We start from the raw sequence: 16922 nt of genomic DNA, 5'->3' as shown, positions 1-16922 counted from the left end.
TCGTAATCAATACGAAACCTGTTCGATCGATGAGGTGTATACGGATACCGAATCGGGAGCAAAGCTATTTGCGATGAATCATCCTGATCTCGCGATCAAAAATGCAGATAATATAACCGGCTATATTGCAACATTCGATGGGGTAACTATTAAATGAGTAAGACGCTGAGAGCGAGAGGCAATGCAGTGGTCGCAGCGCTTGCCATGTCGGTTTCTCTTTATGGATCAGCTGGCGCATGCACCATCGGGGAAGAAGCGGAGATAGAGTTGCCATTCAACACAACCGCGCTTACCAGTGCAAATAAGCACGCAATTACGATTGCCTTAATTGAAGCAAAAAAATGGCCCGACGTCCAGATTCAGGCCGTTATAATGGCTGGTGCGTATACTGCTGAGCGCAATATGGATCAGTTGAAAGAAGGCCGTGCCAAGAACGTGAAAGCGTATTTGCAGGAGCTTGGTATCAGCAGTGAAAACATTCTGATCGAGAAGCATACTTTCACAGATGAAATGGCGGTAAAACGTCCCGACGGCACACTTGGTTACCGTCAGGTGTTCGTAGAATTCACGCCGATCTGCAAAGGCAGCTGCGCGTGGATGTGCGACGATCCCCGAGTGACGCCACATAGCAGAGTTATCAATCCGTAAGCAGACGAACACCGCCCCGCTTCGGCGGGGCTCCGCAAAGCCAGGTCACACTGGCAAGCGCCACCACGATTGGCCACAGGCCGCATCGCCGATGAACTCGATGCCGGTGAGCGCACAGCCGTAAGCCCCATCCAACGCTTCACCGCGCCGAGCTACTCACCTCAATCACGCCTCGATCATAAGCTTCACAATAAGCCTTCCAATCCGCCGCGACCTGTGCCTCACACTTCGTCGCGAGATCGATCAACGGCAGTTGCCAATCGCGTCGATTCCCGTACGCGATCAGATCATCGGCAATCGCCGACTTCTGCCGCCCTCCGCTGCGCAGGTGCGCCCATGCGCTTAGCTCGGCCATGCTGTTGATGACCTCCTCGAGCCGTGGCAGCTTGCCGTTCCAGTCGGCAAGCGCGACGCGATCTTCCGACGGCTGCAAACCGCGCAACACGTAGGAGCGCCCGTCGAACTCGACCGCGTGCAAGAACGCCTGAGATACCGCCTGATTGCGCCGCTGCACTTCGACGACGCGCTGCGCCTCGCTCTGCCACTTCGGCTGCACAGCCTTCACGTGCGCACTCACCGACGATGGCAGTGCCTCTTTCAAATCGATCAGATAGTTGCCATCGGGCGAACCCTTGCCCTCGACTAGAATCACATACCGGTCGACACCGAGGCTGCCGGTGCCCGCAATACGCCGCGCGACATCGAGCGTGCGGTAGAAGTCGGGATTCGGCTCTGTCGACGCGAAGCGCTGCATGAACTGCGCGACCGCCGCGTGCCGTTCGTCGCTGACAGGTAGCGCCTTCTTGCCATCGACCTTCAGCGTGCGCGTCTTGCCTTTGAGCAAGGTACGCCGGTCCAGATGCGCGGCGCGCGTGCGGCTCGCGAGCGCGTCGAACAGATCGCGCACCATGCCCGTCGCGGTCTCCGCTTCGATCCAGCGCGACTTGCCGAACGCGAGCGCGGCGCTGTATGCGTCGAGCGCGGTATGACACAGCGCGAGCGCCTCGGCGCGGCGCAGCTTCAGGTCGGCCGCGCCGACCAGTATGCTCGTCAATAGACGGACGAGCTCAAAAGGCGCCGGTGCGAGACAGGCTTCGTCGAAGTCATTGTTGTCGAAGTAGACGAGCCGATTGTCCCCCTTGTAGCTACCGAAATTTTCCAAATGCATGTCACCGCAGATCCAGACCTGCGGCGCATCGTCGAGCACTTTCGCGCGCGGCAGACGCTCATAGAACAGATGACAGGTGCCACGCAGAAACACGAACGGCGAGCCGCGCATGGCTTTGTACTTCATCGCGAGCCGTTCGGGGTCGCGGCCCGCGTTGAAACCGGCGATGATCCTGGCGATGTCGGACATAAGCGATTTCCGTTGTATGAGCGCAAGCGCGAGGTGAGTTGAATGGTTGTTGTGACCTCGGCGCGCGCCGTGAATTCAATGCAGGTTCAACCGGGATGTCGTGAGCCGGGCCTTTGTCATATTTTTGATCCGGACGAGTTCGTGCTGCAATGTACTCTTGAATCTCATCGCCCGGCCTCTCTTATCCCTCACCCCCAAACCTGCGCCGATACGCCCCCGGACTCGTCAACGCGATGCGACGAAAATGCCGCCGCAACGACTCTTCCGATCCGAACCCCGCCAGCTCGGCGACGCGCGTCATCGGCAGCGGCGGCGTGGCTTCGAGCAACTCGCGCGCAATCGTGACGCGTTCCCTGACGAGCCACTCGTAAGGCGCCATGCCCGTCGCCTCGCGGAACTGTCGCTGCAGCGTGCGCGGGCTCATCGCCGCGCGCGCCGCGAGCGAGCGCAACGTATGCGGCTCGGCCGCGTGGCTGCGCACCCAGGCCATCAGCTTCGCGATACGTCCGCTCTCATCGTGCGGCATCGGGCGCGGTACGAACTGCGCCTGGCCGCCCTCGCGATGCGGCGGCACCACGAGCCGCTGTGCGACGCGATTCGCGACCGCGCTGCCGTGGTCGCGCCGCACCAGATGCAGCAGCATGTCGAGCCCCGCCGCCGATCCGGCCGACGTAATCACCTGCCCTTCGTCGACATATAGCGCGTCGGGCTGCACGCGCAACTGCGGATAGCGCTGCTGCAACTTGTCAGCGTAGCGCCAGTGCGTGGTCACGTTCTTGCCGTCGAGCACGCCGGCCGCCGCAAGCACGAACACCCCCGAGCAGATCGAGCAAAGCCGCGCGCCGCGCTCGTAGGCCGCGCGAATCCGCCGCAACAGCGCGGCAGGCGGCACTTCATCGGCGTCACGCCAACCCGGAATCACGATCGTGTCGGCGTTCGCGAGCAGCTTCAGCGTGTAAGGCGCGGCCAGCGTGATACCGCCCGCCGCGCGAATCGGACCGGGCTCGCCCGCGCAGACCGCGAAGCGATACCACGGCACGCCTAGCTCCGGACGCTCGAGCGCGAACAGTTCGGTCACGCAGCCGAATTCGAAGGTACAGAGCCGGTCGTAGGCCAGCGCGACGACGAGATGATTGTGCATGGCGCGATGTTACCGAAGATTGACGATTACGCCACTTATCCGGCGACCGGCCGCCTGGCACACTGAGCGTGTCTGAAACGCGCGACAGACCCTCCGATCAACTCCGCCCTTTCCTGCCATGAGTCACGACAACGTCAACGCATCCGCTCCGAACGCCGTCACCGCGATCCCTCCTGCAGACAGCGCCACCGCGCTCGCGCACTTTCAAGCGTCGCTGCGCTTCGAAACCGATTGCGCCGACGTCCACGCCGCGCTCGCGAGCGGCGCGCCCGGCTTCGTGCTGCTCGACGTGCGCAGTCCCGCGCTGTTCGCGCAGGGGCACGTGCCGGGTGCGCTGAATCTGCCGCACGGCAAGATCGTCGCTTCGAAGCTGGCCGCCTATGCACCGGACACGCTGTTCGTCACCTACTGCGCTGGCCCGCACTGCAACGGCGCGGCGCGGGGTGCACTGCGGCTCGCCCAGCTCGGGCGGCCGGTCAAGCTGATGGCGGGCGGCATCACCGGCTGGCTCGACGAGGGTTTCGCGCTGAGCCGCCATGACAGTTCGCCCCCAGTTAGCTAATTGCGAAGAAGTTAAACAAAAGTAAGCAAACTGCCGATAACATGTTTAGCCGGACTCCTCCCGGCGGACCCGATATGCAGAGTGCTTACAATTACTGGCTGGTCGCGATTTCGTTCGCCGTCGCAACGCTTGCGTCATACACCGCGCTCGATCTGACCGGCCGCATCTTTTTGCTCGCCTCGGCGCGCCGGCGGCATCTATGGCGGCTCGGCGGCGCGCTCGCGCTCGGCGTCGGCATCTGGTCGATGCACTTCGTCGGGATGCTCGCATTCTCGCTGCCGATCCCGCTCGGCTACGACCTCCCGCTGACCGCCTGCTCGCTCGCGCTGGCGATCGGCGCGTCCTATCTGGCGCTCTGCATGACGACCCGCGAGCGCCTGACGCCGGGACGGCTGCTGGCGGGCGGCGTGCTGATGGGGCTCGGCATCGCCGGCATGCATTACACCGGAATGGCGGCGCTGCGCATGGCGCCCGCGATCCACTACCAGCCGGCGTGGTTCGCGGCCTCGCTCGCAATCGCGATCGGCGCGTCGGGCGCCGCCCTGTGGATGGCACGCGCGCTCAGCAACGAACACGAGCGCAATATCGCGCGCAAACGTCTCGCCGCCGCGCTGGTGATGGGTGTCGCGATCAGCGGGATGCACTACACGGGCATGGCCGCTGCCCGCTTCGCGCCCGGCGCGATCTGCGGCGCGGCCAAGGACATCAACACGACATGGCTCGCCATCTCGGTGATCCTGCTGACGTTCGCGGTGCTGATCGTCACGCTGATGCTGTCGCGCTTCGACGTGCACACCACGTTCCTGCTCGGCAAGATGTCGAAGCTGAACGGCCAGATCGTGCGGCTCGCGACGCTCGACGCGCTGACCGGCCTGCCGAACCGCGCGACGTTGACCGAGCGGATCAACCGCGCGATCAGCGTCGCGCGCCGCCAGCGCACGTCGTTCGCGGTGCTGTTCATGGATCTCGACGGCTTCAAGACGATCAACGATTCGCTCGGCCACTCGACCGGCGATGCGGTGCTGTCCGCGTTCGCGCAGCGCCTTTTGCAATGCGTCGGTTCGAGCGACACCGTCGCGCGGCTCGGCGGAGACGAGTTCGTCGTGCTCGCGGAACACCTCACGTCAGGTGACGACGCGGCCGAACTCGCCGACAGCGTGCTCGACCGGATGCGCCAGGGCATGTGGAGCGACGAGCAACCGCTGCAGGTGATGCCGAGCATCGGCATCGCACTCTATCCGCGCGACGGCGACAGTGTCGACACGCTGCTCAAGCACGCGGACGCCGCGATGTACGAAGCGAAGCGCGCGGGCCGCGGCACCTACCGCTTTTTCGAGCGCAGCATGAACGAGGCCGCGATGCGCACGCTGCAGATCCAGCAAGCGCTGCACGAAGCCTTGGTGAACGATCGTTTCTCGCTGCAGTTCCAGCCGAAGTTTCATCGCGACGGCGACGTGCTTGCGGGCGCCGAGGCGCTGATCCGTCTGCACGATCCGCAGATGGGCGCGCTAACGCCGCTCGAATTCATCCCGGTCGCCGAGCGCTCCGGGCAGATCGTGCAGATCGGCTACTGGGTCGTGCGCGAAACCTGCCGGCGCATTCACGGCTGGATGGAACAAGGTCTGCCTCCGATCAAGGTGGCAATCAACCTGTCGCCGCGTCAGCTGGTGCAGCCGGACCTCGTCGAAACGATGCTCGACATCGTCGCGAGCGAGGGCGTCGCGTGCGAGCAGATCATGTTCGAGATCACCGAGAGCGTCGCGATGCATGACGCCGCGCGCACGGTCGATGTCATCCGCGCGTTTCAAACGAGCGGCTTCGACATCTCGATCGACGACTTCGGCACCGGTTATTCGAGCCTCGCGTATCTGCAGCGCTTTCAGGCGAAGCAACTGAAGATCGACCGCTTCTTCACCAACGGTCTCGACACGCACGGCGCCGCGGGCAGCGCGATCGTGTCGGCGATCATCGCGCTTGCGCACTCGCTCGAAATGGACGTGGTCGCCGAGGGCGTCGAAACCCAATCGCAGTTCGACAAGCTGCGCTCGATGATGTGCGACGAAATGCAGGGCTTCCTGCTCGGCAAGCCGGTCAATGCCGACAACTTCGGCGCAATGCTCAGAGGGCGAATGGTGACTGCCCGTGAGCAAAGCGCGCTTTGAACGGCTGGGTTAGCGCGTCTCTCCTAAGGTCGAGAGCCGTTCGGTCAACGCGCGATACAGCGCGACGAAACGCTCGGGCCGCCAGTGTCAGGCCGCACGAAAAACGCTTGACTTCCACGCGCGGCAAACTAATATACGCACCGCGTACATCATCGCGTTTTGCTGTCTCTAGCCCGCCGATTCCACTTTTGCGACAGGTGCCTCATGAGCGTTCCGCAACAAGCCTTCCTACGCGACGCGATGCGCCGCCTGAACATGACGCGCGATACGTTCGCGAACCGCATCGGTGTTTCGCGCCGGGCGCTGGACACATGGTTGCTGCCGGACGACTCGCAGGAATCGCGAGCGATGCCGGAGATCGTCGAGCGTTTCGTGTCGGAGATCGTCGCAAACACCGAACCGGGCGAGGGATATACGCAAAGCGTAGACTCGCAATCACTCGCGAGCCAGATTCTGTTCGAGGGCAAACCGCAGTTGCTGTCGGTCGATCAGTTTTCACGCGACTCCGTCGAGGCGCTCTTTCGCGTCGCCGACATCATGCAGCCGATCGCCCGGCGCCGCAAAATCTCGCGCGTGCTCGAAGGCGCGGTGCTCGGCAATCTGTTCTTCGAGGCGAGCACGCGTACCCGCGTGAGCTTCGGCGCGGCGTTCTGCCGGCTCGGCGGCTCGGTGTGCGACACGACAGGCTTCACGTTCTCGTCGATGGCAAAGGGCGAATCGATCTATGACACGAGCCGCGTGATGAGCGGCTACGTCGACGCGCTGGTGATCCGCCATCCCGAGCAAGGTTCGGTGGCCGAGTTCGCGCGCGCGACCAACGTGCCGGTGATCAATGGCGGCGACGGTCCCGGCGAGCATCCGAGCCAGGCGCTGCTGGATCTGTACACGATCCAGCGCGAGTTCTCGCGCCTCGGCAAGATCGTCGACGGCGCGCACATCGCGCTGGTCGGCGACCTCAAGTACGGGCGGACCGTGCATTCGCTCGTGAAGCTGCTGGCGCTCTATCGCGGCATCAAGTTCACGCTGATTTCGCCGCCGATGCTCGAAATGCCGGGCTATATCATCGAGCAGATTGCACGCAACGGTCACGTGATCGAACAGACGCACGACCTGCGCACCGGTTTGCGCGGCGCCGACGTCGTGTACGCGACGCGCATCCAGAAGGAGCGCTTCACCGATGAATCGTTCGAAGGCTACACGCCCGACTTCCAGATCAACCAGTCGCTCGTCGATAGCGTGTGCGGCACCGACACGCTGATCATGCACCCGCTGCCGCGCGACAGCCGGCCCGGCGCGAACGATCTGAGCACCGACCTCAATCACGATTCGCGGCTCGCGATTTTCCGGCAAACGGACAACGGCATTCCGGTGCGGATGGCGATTTTCGCGGTACTGCTCGGCGTCGACAAGCAGGTCCAGCATTCGATGCGCGATGCCGCGTGGCGTCCGCCCGTCTACCTCGGCCCGGACGACGCGGTGTTTCACGGCATCGATTGAGGCGGGAAGTCTTCCGCGAGTCAGGCCGCGGCGTGCCCGTCACGCATTTCGCGCGCCGCCTGCCTGAACGCGCCGGCAAAGAACAACACCTGATATTTGACCGCGTTCGACCAGTATTTCCATGTATGGCCGCCGGGCCGCTCGGCGTAATCGTGCGGCACGCCGAGTTCGATGAGGCGCTCGTGCAGTAGACGGTTCGACTGCACGAGCGAGTCGTCCACGCCGCAATCGATCGTCAGCGCGATATGCTCGCGGCCGAAATCCTCCGCACTCGCGACGATCGCTTCGCTATTCCAGAAGTCCGCATATTGCAACGGGTCGCCGAACACACGCTCGATGCCGCGCTCGGCCGCAATGCCGCGCGGGTCCACCGCGCCACTGATGCTGCCCGCCGCGCCGAACGCGTCGGGCCGGTCGAGCGCAATGCGCAGCGCGCCGAATCCGCCCATGCTCAAGCCCGTGATCGCGCGCGCCTGTTTCGTCGCGATCGTGCGGAAATGGCTGTCGACATAGGTCACCACTTCGGTGCCCACATAGGTTTCGTAGCGGCTGCGCGGATCGACGGGGCTGTCGATGTACCAGCTCTCGTGGCCGCCGTCTGGCATCACGAGGATCACGTGATAGCGGTCGGCGAGCTTGCCGATATGCGAATTCGCGGTCCAGTCCGTGTAGTCCCCGCCTGAGCCGTGCAGCACGTAGACGACCGGAAAGCGCTTGGTCTTGTCGCCACGCGCGTACTGATCCGGCAGCACGACGGTCGCATCGAACGAGCGATGCATCGCCGCGCTCGGAATCGTGACGACGCGCGACTGAAACGCCCACGCCGGCGACGCGGCCAGCATCAGAACGAGCCAGAACGTACGGATTGCATTCATGGTGGGTCGCCCTCCCGTTTGCTTCGGGCTGCTTGCCTTCGTCAGGCATCCGAATGAAACCGCTTCGGCGCGCCTCGGCCTACTTCCGTGGACGACTCTAGCAACGGCGACTTACAACCAAATTTCAGCGAATCCTACGGTCCAGTCAGCATCCGGCTACGCGCGCGCGATGGCCGATTCGGAAGCGTTACAGCGATACGAGCGACTGGTTCGAACGGCAGGTATTCGGTGCCTCCCAGCCGTTCTTTGCTTTCCACGCCACATCGGCTTGATCCGCGTACCTTGAGGTGCGGCAGGTCCATACATGATGCCTACAAGGTGGCCCACTCTTCGGCGCCCGCGCTAGCACTCGCTGGAGCCCGCGTAGCGCTGGCGTTTCCACGCATCGCACGTGACGGGTCGGACGGCGTTCTCGCTGCGGCCGCTGCCCGGACGCTGGCAGCTTCCGGGCGACTGCGTCCCGTGGGTGAGGCGGCAACACCGTCTGCGAGCGTGAACACCGCCGCGGCGTCTCTGAGGGAAACAGACTGCTCCTCGAGGGATCGAGCGGCAGCTGCCGCCTGTTCAACCAGCGCCGCGTTCTGCTGCGTCACTTCGTCCATCTGGCTGACGGCCTGATTGACCTGCTCGATGCCGCGCGTCTGTTCGTCCGACGCGGCCGAGATTTCCGAGACGATGTCCGACACACGCTGGATTGCATCACGCACCTGGCTCATGGTGCTGCTGACCGATTCCACCGACCGCCCTTGATCTGCATCAAAACCATCCCCTATGCGGTGGCGCAGTCTTCCAGACATGACCATTGCAAGCGCAAGTGGGGCGCGACCTCGTCGCATGATGCGTCGGATCACGTCGATGCAGGCACGAACGTGAATTGCCGAATCGCCGATTTGCCGCAGTTAGCCCTCCTGATTGCCGCGCTATACGATCCGCTGTCGAGGAGACGAAGCCATGTCCGAGTTCCGCAATGAGGTGAAGCCGCACGGCGAGAAAGCAGGCAGCAAGCCGGGCACCAAAGCAGCCGCGAGGCCGGGCAAGAAAGCGTACGAAAAGGAACTGGCGTTGCTGCACGTCGAACTGGTCAAGCTGCAGGAATGGGTGGTGCGAACCGGCGCGAAGGTCTGCATCGTGTTCGAAGGGCGCGACGGCGCCGGCAAGGGCGGCGTGATCAAGGCGCTGACCGAGCGTGTCAGTCCGCGCGTTTTCCGCGTCGTCGCGCTGCCGGCGCCGACCGACCGCGAAAAAACCCAGATGTACTTTCAACGCTATCTTCCGCACCTGCCGGCGGCCGGCGAAGTCGTCGTGTTCGATCGTAGCTGGTACACCCGTGCAGGGGTCGAACGGGTGATGGGCTTTTGCACCGAGGCCGAAGTGCAGATGTTCATGATGGCGACACCGCTGGTCGAGCGCGCATTCATCGACTCCGGACTCATCCTGCTCAAGTATTGGCTCGAAATCGGCCCCGAAGAGCAGACGCGCAGACTCGAAGCGCGCATTCACGACGAACGCAAAACCTGGAAGCTTTCGCCGATGGATCTCGAATCGTATCGGCGCTGGTACGACTATTCCCGTGCGCGCGACGCGATGTTCACGATGACCGACACCGAGTACTCGCCGTGGTACGTCGCGAACGCCGACGACAAACGACGCACGCGTCTCAACGTGATCAGTCATCTGCTCAGCAAAATTCCGTACGAGGCTTTGCCGCGCAAGAAGGTTTCGTTGCCGCCGCGGCAGAAGGCCGAAGGCTATCGCGAGTCAGGCCACCCTTTCAGGTACGTGCCCGAGAAGTTCTGAAGTGGCGTTGCAATGGCGGGCAACGACGCCTGTCGCGCGTCGGCTGCGTGGATCGCTCCCGGCCCCGCGTCAGGCTTCGCCCGGTGCGCGCAATGGGGCGTGTCGACGACAGCCCCGGTTGCGCCAAACGACGAGTTCGAGGGCCAATCGGAATGTACCGGATCGAGGAACCACGGCTGGGTGGTCTGCGCATCAAGGAATGGCGGCGCCGCGCACATCTTGCGCTCGGGCTGCTATTGCTGGTGCTGCTCGCGTCGACGCTGGGGATCGCGCTGCTCGACCACAGCGAGGCCCCGGCCGGCGCGAAGTTGTTCACGGCGTTCTGGGACGCGATCAATCTGATCACGACACTCGGCGACTTTTCCGACTTCAACGCGGACCAGAAGGTGTTCATGCTGGCCGCCATCATCGTCACGATGGTGGTGGCCGGCTACGCGTTGCGCCAGCTTGCGGGGATGCTGTCGGGCGACGATGTGATGGTCTTTTGGGAGAACAGGGTCATGGAACGCAAGCTGGAAACGCTGAGCAACCATGTCGTCGTGTGCCCGTTCAGCCCGGTCGGGCAGATGGTCGCCGCCCGCCTGCGGGAGGCGGGATCTGCCGTGCTCGTGCTCGACTCCGACGCGAAGCAGGCTGACAAGGCCTCCCGGCTCGGCTACATGGTGATGCTCGGCGATCACAATTCGTTCGACGATGTGCTCGAACGCGCGCGGCTCGATACCGCCAGCGCGCTTTTCGTGACCGGCTCCGATCCCAACAGCAACCTGGAAATCACGCTGGTCGCGCACACGCTCAATCCGCATCTGCGGATCGTCGTGTCGGGCGAGAACGAACTGCGCAGGATGCTGCTGCAAAAAGCAGGAGCGTCGACCGTGATCGATCAGAACGACATCGTTGCGCGCGCGATGGTCGTGCGGGTCGACGCCGGTGAGGCGCAACGCGCATGAAACGGGCTCCCGTCAGCGGCTTTCGAAGTCCGCTGCTCGAATGGACGCACGGCTACCGGCGAATGTGGATCAAGCCGGACCTGCTCGCCGGTGTCTCCGCCGCAGCGGTCGTGCTGCCGAAGGCGATGGCCTACGCGAGTGTCGCGGGATTGCCCGTGCAGGTCGGGCTTTATACGGCCTTCGTGCCGATGGTGATCTACGCGTTGCTCGGCACTTCGCGCCCGCTCAGCGTGAGCACCACCGCAACCATCGCGATCCTGAGCGCAGCCGCGCTCGGCCGCGTGGCCCCGGCCGGCGGCGCGGCGGCGCTGCTGAGCGCGTGCGCGACGTTGACGCTGATGGTCGGCGCGATGCTCGCGGTTGCCGGAGTGCTGCGCCTCGGCTTCGTCGCCAACTTCATTTCCGACCCGGTGTTGACCGGCTTCAAGGCCGGTCTCGCGGTGGTGATCGTGCTCGATCAGTTGCCGAAGCTGCTCGGCATTCATTTCGTCAAAGGCTCGTTCGTTCACAACGTACTGGCGATCGTCTCCGGTATACCGCATGCGTCGGCGACGACGCTCGCGCTCGGAATAGCGACCGCGGCCGTGCTGGTGGCGATCGAGCATTTCTTTCCGCGGGCACCCGCGCCGCTGTTCGCTGTCGCGTTCGGCATCGGCGGCGTGAGCGTGCTGAGCCTGCAACTTCATGGCGTCGAGATCGTCGGGTACGTGCCGACCGGCCTGCCGTCGGTGAGCCTGCCTGACTTTGCGCTGGTCGCGTCGCTCGCGCCGGCGGCCGCCGGCATCGCACTGATGAGCTTCACCGAAACGATCGCGTCGGGGCGGGCGTTCGTCGAGCGCGGCGAACCGGTGCCGAATGCCAGCCGCGAATTGCTGGCGATCGGACTGGCCAATGTGGGTGGCGCCCTGCTCGGCTCGATGCCGGCCGGCGGCGGCACCACGCAGACGGCTGTCAACCGGATGGTCGGCGCGCGCAGCCAGCTTGCCGGGCTGGCCACGGCTACGGTCACGCTGGGCACGATGCTGCTGCTCGCACCTTTGATCGGCCTGATGCCGCAAGCGACGATGGCGGCGATCGTGATCGTCTATTCGATCGGCCTGATCGAGCCGGCGGAGTTCCGCGCGATCGTCGCGGTGCGGCGCACCGAGTTCATCTGGGCCGTGGTCGCGCTGGTCGGCGTCGTGCTGCTGGGCACGCTGCCGGGCATCCTCGCCGCGATCGTCGTTTCGCTGGTCGCCCTCGCGCACCATACGTCCGACCCGCCGGTACGCGTGTTGCGCCGCAAGCCCGGCACCAACGTGTTCCGGCCCGTGTCCGCCGAGCATCCCGACGACGAGGTCTTTCCCGCACTGCTGATGTTGCGGCCTGAAGGGCCGATCTTCTTCGCCAACGCCGAACGGGTAAAGCAGAAAATTCGCGCGCTGATCGAGCAATATCAGCCGAGCATCGTCGCGCTGCATTTGCGCGCGGTGTCCGATCTCGAGTACACCGCGCTGAAAATGTTGACGGATGCGGAGAAGGAGTTGCGCCAGCGAGGTATCGAGTTGTGGCTCGTGGGTCTGAATCCCGAAGTACTCGCGATGGTCCAGCGTTCGCCGCTCGGCACAACGCTCGGCCGCGAGCGGATGTTCTTCAATCTCGATCGCGTGGTCGCCGCATGGCACGCGCGCCGCTCATCCACGCGCTGAGGGCCGCGCGAACTGCGGCACACTAGCCGCGCCGGTTTGCAGGCCCTCGCAGCTCACGACTGATCGACCGGCGATTGGTTCTGGGCTTGCGCCGTGGTCGCCCGCCGGACGTTGAACCATGCCGCGTAGAGCGCGGGCATGAAGAAAATCGTCAGCAACGTCGCGACGGTGAGGCCGCCCATGATCGCGATCGCCATCGGCGCCCAGAAAATGCTTCGGGTCAGCGGAATCATCGCGAGCACCGTCGCTGCGGCGGTGAGTGCGACCGGGCGCGCGCGGTGCACGGCCGCATCGACGACCGCGTTCCACGTATCGCGCCCTTGCGCGATTTCGGTTTGCACCTGGTCGACGAGAATCACAGAGTTGCGCATGATCATGCCGCTCAACGCCGTCACGCCGAGAATGGCGACGAAGCCGAGCGGCGCGTGGAAAATCAGCAGAGCGGCGACGACGCCGATCAGCCCCAACGGCGCGGTGAGGAACACCATCGTCATGCGTGAAAAGCTTTGCAGTTGCAGCATCAGGATCGTCAGGATGGTGACCAGCATCACCGGAAAAACCGCCACCAGCGCGCGATTGGCTTTGTCGCTTTCTTCCACCGCGCCGCCGACGTCGATGCGGTAGCCGAACGGCAGTTTCGCCTCGATGTCCCGCAGCCCCGGCCGGATCTCCTGGGTCACCGATACGCCCTGCTCGCCATCCTTGACGTCCGCGCGCACGGTAATCGCCAGATCGCGGTTGCGGCGCCACAGCACCGGCTCTTCCACTTCATAGCGCACACGCGCGACCTGCGATAGTGGGACCACGGTGCCCGCACGGGTATAAAGGTTCACGTCTTTCAGCGCACCGAGATCGAGCCGTTCGGACGGCACCGCGCGGGCGACTATTTCGATCAGTTCCTCCTGCTCGCGCAAATGGGACAGCGTGGCGCCGTTGGTGAAGGTCTGCGTCACGAAGGCGACGTCGGCCGGCGCGAGCCCGAGCGCGCGCGCCTTGTCCTGGTCGAGGTCGACCTTCAGCGTACGGACCGGGTCGTTCCAGTCCAACTGGACGTCGCGCACCTTGGGGCTCGACGCGACCACCCGTTCGACCTCGCGGGCAATCTCGCGCACCTTCTGCTTGTCCGAGCCGACCACGCGGAACTGCACCGGAAAGCCGACCGGCGGCCCGAGTTCGAGCCGGGTGACGCGCACCCACACTTGCGGGAACGCTTCGTTGGCGTTTTGCATCAGGCGCGAGCGCACGCGCTCGCGTGCGTTCGTGTCCTTCGTCATCACGACGAACACCGCGTAGCCCGGATTCGGCAGTTCGGGATTGAGGGCAAGGTAGAAGCGCGGCTGACCCGCTCCGGTGTAGGCCGTGAAGAATCGCACATCCGCGTCCTGTTTGAGCAGCGCCTCCATCCGCTTCACCTGCTCGGTGGTCGCGGCGAACGATGCGCCCTCCTTCATCCGCAACTCGACGACCAGTTCAGGGCGCGCGCTGCTCGGGAAGAACTGCTGCGGCACGAGTCGGCTCCCGGCGATCGCGGCGGCGAGTGCGGCGACCGTCGCGGCGATCACCCACCAGCGCCGCACGAGAGCCAGGTCGATCCACTTTCGCAGCTTGCGGTAAAAAGGCGTGTCGTACGGGTCGCCGCCGTGGTGCTGCTTGCCGATGTCCTTCGGCAGCAGCTTGACGGCCAGGTACGGCGTGATCAGCCCCGAGACGATCCACGAGAACAGCACCGCGGTGCCGACGATCCAGAAGATGCCGCCCGCGTACTCGCCGGTGGTCGACTGCGAGAAACCGATCGGCATGAACGCGGCGGCGGTGATCAGCGCGCCGGCGAGCCGCGGCATCGCGGTCGACGTGTACGAGTAGGCAGCCGCCTGCACACGGTCCCACCCTTCTTCCATCTTCACGATCATCATCTCGACCGCGATGATGCCGTCATCGACGAGCAACCCGAGCGCGATGATCAACGATCCGAGCGACACGCGCTCGAGATTCCAGCCCATGGTTCGCATCACCAGCGCGACGACGCCGAGCACGATCGGCACCGAGATCCCGACCACGATGCCGGTGCGCCAGCAGAGACTGATCAGGCAGACCGCGAGCACGATGCTCAGCGCTTCGAGCAGCGAGCGCTCGAACTCCCAGATCGATTCGCTGACGACGGTCGGCTGATCGGCCACGCGCTCCAGTTCGATGCCGTAGGGCAGTTCGATCTGCACCTTGGCGACCGCCTGATCGATCGCCTTGCCGAGCTCGACGATGTTGCCGTCGTCGGTCATCGTGATGCCGAGCATCAGCACCTGCTGGCCGTTGTGGCGCACCGTATAGAGCGGCGGGTCCTCGTAGCCGCGTGTGATCGTGGTGAAGTCGCCGAGCTTGAGCAAGCGCCCGCCGGCCGCGACCGGCACGTTGCGGATATCGTCGAGGCTGTTGAACTGGCCGCTCACCCGCACGAGCACACGATCGCCGTGGGTGTCGATCTGTCCGCTGGGCAGCACGCTGTTCTGGCTCTTCACGCTTTCGGCGATCTGCAAAGGCGTGATCCCGAGCGCGGCCAGACGCTCGTTCGAAAATTCGACGTAGACCTTCTTGTCCTGCTTGCCGTAGATGTCGATCTTTTTCACCATCGGCACCTTGAGCAGTTGCCGCTTGATGTTTTCCGACACGTCGGACAGCTCCCACTGGCTCACGCCGTCTCCCTTGACCGCATAGAGCAGCCCGGTCACGTCGCCGTATTCGTCGTTGAACAACGGCCCGACCACACCGTCCGGCAGCTCGAGCTTGATGTCGGCGAACTTCTTGCGCGCCTGGTACCACGCCTCGCGCTGGTCCGCGTGAGACGTGCCGCCCTTCACCGTGATCGTCATCCCGCCGTAGCCTTGCCGCGCATACGTGACGACCTTCTCGAAGTGATCGAGCTGCTCGAACTTCTTCTCCATGCGGTTGAGCACCTCGTCCTGCATCTGTTGCGCGGTCGCGCCGGGCCAGATCACGAGCGCGGTCATCGACGGCACCGAGAAGTTCGGGTCCTCGAGCTGGCCGAGCTTTACGAAGCTGAGCGAACCGCCGATGCCGATCACCAGAATCAGGAACAGCACGATTGCGCGGTGGTTCAACGCCCATTGGGTCAGATTGAACGGCTTCATTCGACGGCTCGCCCGGTTTGCTCGCCGGCCGCTGCGCCGGTCAGCGCGACCTTCATGCCGGGCGCCATCTTCTGCACGCCCGCGGTGACGACTAATACCCCAGCCTGCGGTCCCGATACGAGCACTTCGTCGTTGCGATAACCGTGTACCGAGACGCGGACCAGATCGACGGTGCCCACCGCCCCGGAGCCCTCGCGGCGCACCGCCCAGACGGCAGGCTGGCCGTTGGACTGCGTGAGCGCCGACGCGGGGATCACGGCTGCCGGCGCTTCTTCGGCCGACCGTTCGACCAGCAGCGTGGCGGTCGCGCCGAGCGGCAGCGGCCGGGGTGTGGAGGGTTTCAGGCGGGCGCGATAGGTTCGGGTCTGGGCGGCGGCCTGCGGCGACAGTTCGCGCAACACCACTTCGAACCTTTGGTCGGGCGCGCTCGCGAGCCACGCCTCGTAGCGTGCGTTCCTGAACGTGGCGAGACTGTCTTCGGGCAGGTCGGCCACGATCTCGGGCTCGCCTTCGTTGGCGATCGATACCACCGGCTGACCCTCCGCGACGACCTCTCCGACCTCGAGGCGCACGCTCGTGACGACGCCGCTTTGGGATGCGCGCAGCACGGTGTATTTCAACCGGTTGCGCGCGAGCTCGAGCTGGTTGCGCTCTGCTTCAGCCGTCGCTGAGGCCGTCTGGGCACCGGTCTGCGCCTTGTCGTCGTCGGACACGCTGACGGACCCGTCGGCTTTGAGCGCATTGAGCCGCTGCCGGTCGGATTGCGCGAGCCTCGCCTGTGATATCGCCGCGGTCAGTTGTTGCCGCGCCGCCTGCTCGGCGAGCTGATAGTCGGTGTCGTCGAGCACCGCCAGCACATCGCCGCCGCGCACCTTCTGGCCGACGTCGACCCTGCGCTTGACGACCTTGCCGCTGACCCGGAAAGCCTCGTTGACCTCATGGCGCGACTGCACGGTGCCGACGTAACGGTCCGTCACCGCGCTTTGGTCGTAATGGATCTCGGCCGTGCGGACCGCTCGAAGCGCCTCAGGGGCGGGTTTTGATCCGCAGCCGAGCAGCAGCGCGGCGCTCGGCGCGAGCGCGAGCATTGCGCGCAAACAGGTGT

13 protein-coding genes are annotated in these 16922 nt (G+C 64.5%); 7 read left to right on the top strand and 6 right to left on the bottom strand.

The window, feature by feature from the left end; all coding sequences use genetic code 11:
- The first annotated feature begins 153 nt into the window (after positions 1–153).
- Positions 154–648, top strand: a complete 495-nt coding sequence (locus tag LJ655_RS19630) for an OmpA family protein (RefSeq protein WP_230562882.1) — start codon at positions 154–156, stop codon at positions 646–648.
- Between the two features lie 139 nt (positions 649–787).
- Here the strand turns inward: LJ655_RS19630 and LJ655_RS19625 are convergent, their stop codons facing one another.
- Together LJ655_RS19625 and ftrA are read right to left on the bottom strand one after the other, a co-directional pair.
- Positions 788–2005: a DUF2252 domain-containing protein gene (locus LJ655_RS19625; protein WP_230562881.1), complete on the bottom strand. Its 1218-nt coding sequence runs from the start codon at positions 2003–2005 to the stop codon at positions 788–790.
- Positions 2006–2186: 181 nt separating this feature from the next.
- Positions 2187–3146: a transcriptional regulator FtrA gene (gene ftrA, locus LJ655_RS19620; protein WP_230562880.1), complete on the bottom strand. Its 960-nt coding sequence runs from the start codon at positions 3144–3146 to the stop codon at positions 2187–2189.
- A 118-nt stretch (positions 3147–3264) separates the two neighbouring features.
- Between ftrA and LJ655_RS19615 the strand changes: the two genes are divergently transcribed.
- The 3 genes from LJ655_RS19615 (at position 3265) to LJ655_RS19605 (ending at position 7367) form a co-directional block, all read left to right on the top strand.
- The gene (locus LJ655_RS19615) at positions 3265–3708 is read left to right on the top strand and encodes a rhodanese-like domain-containing protein (RefSeq protein ID WP_230562879.1); all 444 of its coding nucleotides are present in this window, start codon (positions 3265–3267) and stop codon (positions 3706–3708) included.
- A gap of 74 nt (positions 3709–3782) precedes the next feature.
- Positions 3783–5870 (top strand): putative bifunctional diguanylate cyclase/phosphodiesterase, encoded by a 2088-nt coding sequence (locus LJ655_RS19610; protein WP_230562878.1) that lies wholly within the window; start codon positions 3783–3785, stop codon positions 5868–5870.
- Positions 5871–6074: 204 nt separating this feature from the next.
- A complete protein-coding gene (locus tag LJ655_RS19605) occupies positions 6075–7367 on the top strand; it encodes an aspartate carbamoyltransferase (protein ID WP_230562877.1) in 1293 nt (430 codons plus the stop codon).
- A gap of 20 nt (positions 7368–7387) precedes the next feature.
- Here the strand turns inward: LJ655_RS19605 and LJ655_RS19600 are convergent, their stop codons facing one another.
- Complete coding sequence (locus tag LJ655_RS19600; protein WP_230562876.1) at positions 7388–8242, bottom strand: alpha/beta hydrolase; 855 nt, start codon at positions 8240–8242, stop codon at positions 7388–7390.
- A gap of 311 nt (positions 8243–8553) precedes the next feature.
- Positions 8554–8958, bottom strand: coding sequence for a hypothetical protein (locus LJ655_RS19595; RefSeq protein ID WP_425605822.1), 405 nt, complete (start codon positions 8956–8958; stop codon positions 8554–8556).
- A gap of 235 nt (positions 8959–9193) precedes the next feature.
- Between LJ655_RS19595 and ppk2 the strand changes: the two genes are divergently transcribed.
- The 3 genes from ppk2 to LJ655_RS19580 all read left to right on the top strand — a co-directional run bounded on the left by ppk2 (position 9194) and on the right by LJ655_RS19580 (position 12674).
- Positions 9194–10039 (top strand): polyphosphate kinase 2, encoded by an 846-nt coding sequence (gene ppk2 / locus LJ655_RS19590; protein WP_230562875.1) that lies wholly within the window; start codon positions 9194–9196, stop codon positions 10037–10039.
- 152 nt (positions 10040–10191) lie between these two features.
- Positions 10192–10986 (top strand): NAD-binding protein, encoded by a 795-nt coding sequence (locus LJ655_RS19585; RefSeq protein ID WP_230562874.1) that lies wholly within the window; start codon positions 10192–10194, stop codon positions 10984–10986.
- The gene (locus LJ655_RS19580) at positions 10983–12674 is read left to right on the top strand and encodes a SulP family inorganic anion transporter (protein WP_230562873.1); all 1692 of its coding nucleotides are present in this window, start codon (positions 10983–10985) and stop codon (positions 12672–12674) included. Before LJ655_RS19585 ends, LJ655_RS19580 begins: the two co-directional genes overlap by 4 nt.
- A gap of 53 nt (positions 12675–12727) precedes the next feature.
- On the opposite strand, the gene LJ655_RS19575 is transcribed toward LJ655_RS19580, so the two are convergent.
- The gene (locus tag LJ655_RS19575) at positions 12728–15817 is read right to left on the bottom strand and encodes an efflux RND transporter permease subunit (protein ID WP_230562872.1); all 3090 of its coding nucleotides are present in this window, start codon (positions 15815–15817) and stop codon (positions 12728–12730) included.
- Positions 15814–16905: an efflux RND transporter periplasmic adaptor subunit gene (locus LJ655_RS19570; RefSeq protein ID WP_230562871.1), complete on the bottom strand. Its 1092-nt coding sequence runs from the start codon at positions 16903–16905 to the stop codon at positions 15814–15816. Before LJ655_RS19570 ends, LJ655_RS19575 begins: the two co-directional genes overlap by 4 nt.
- Positions 16906–16922 lie beyond the last annotated feature (17 nt).

It is taken from the genome of Paraburkholderia translucens (assembly GCF_020881035.1).
In the GTDB taxonomy this organism is placed as follows: Bacteria; Pseudomonadota; Gammaproteobacteria; order Burkholderiales; family Burkholderiaceae; genus Paraburkholderia; species Paraburkholderia translucens.
This window is presented reverse-complemented; position numbering and strand designations above follow the sequence as displayed.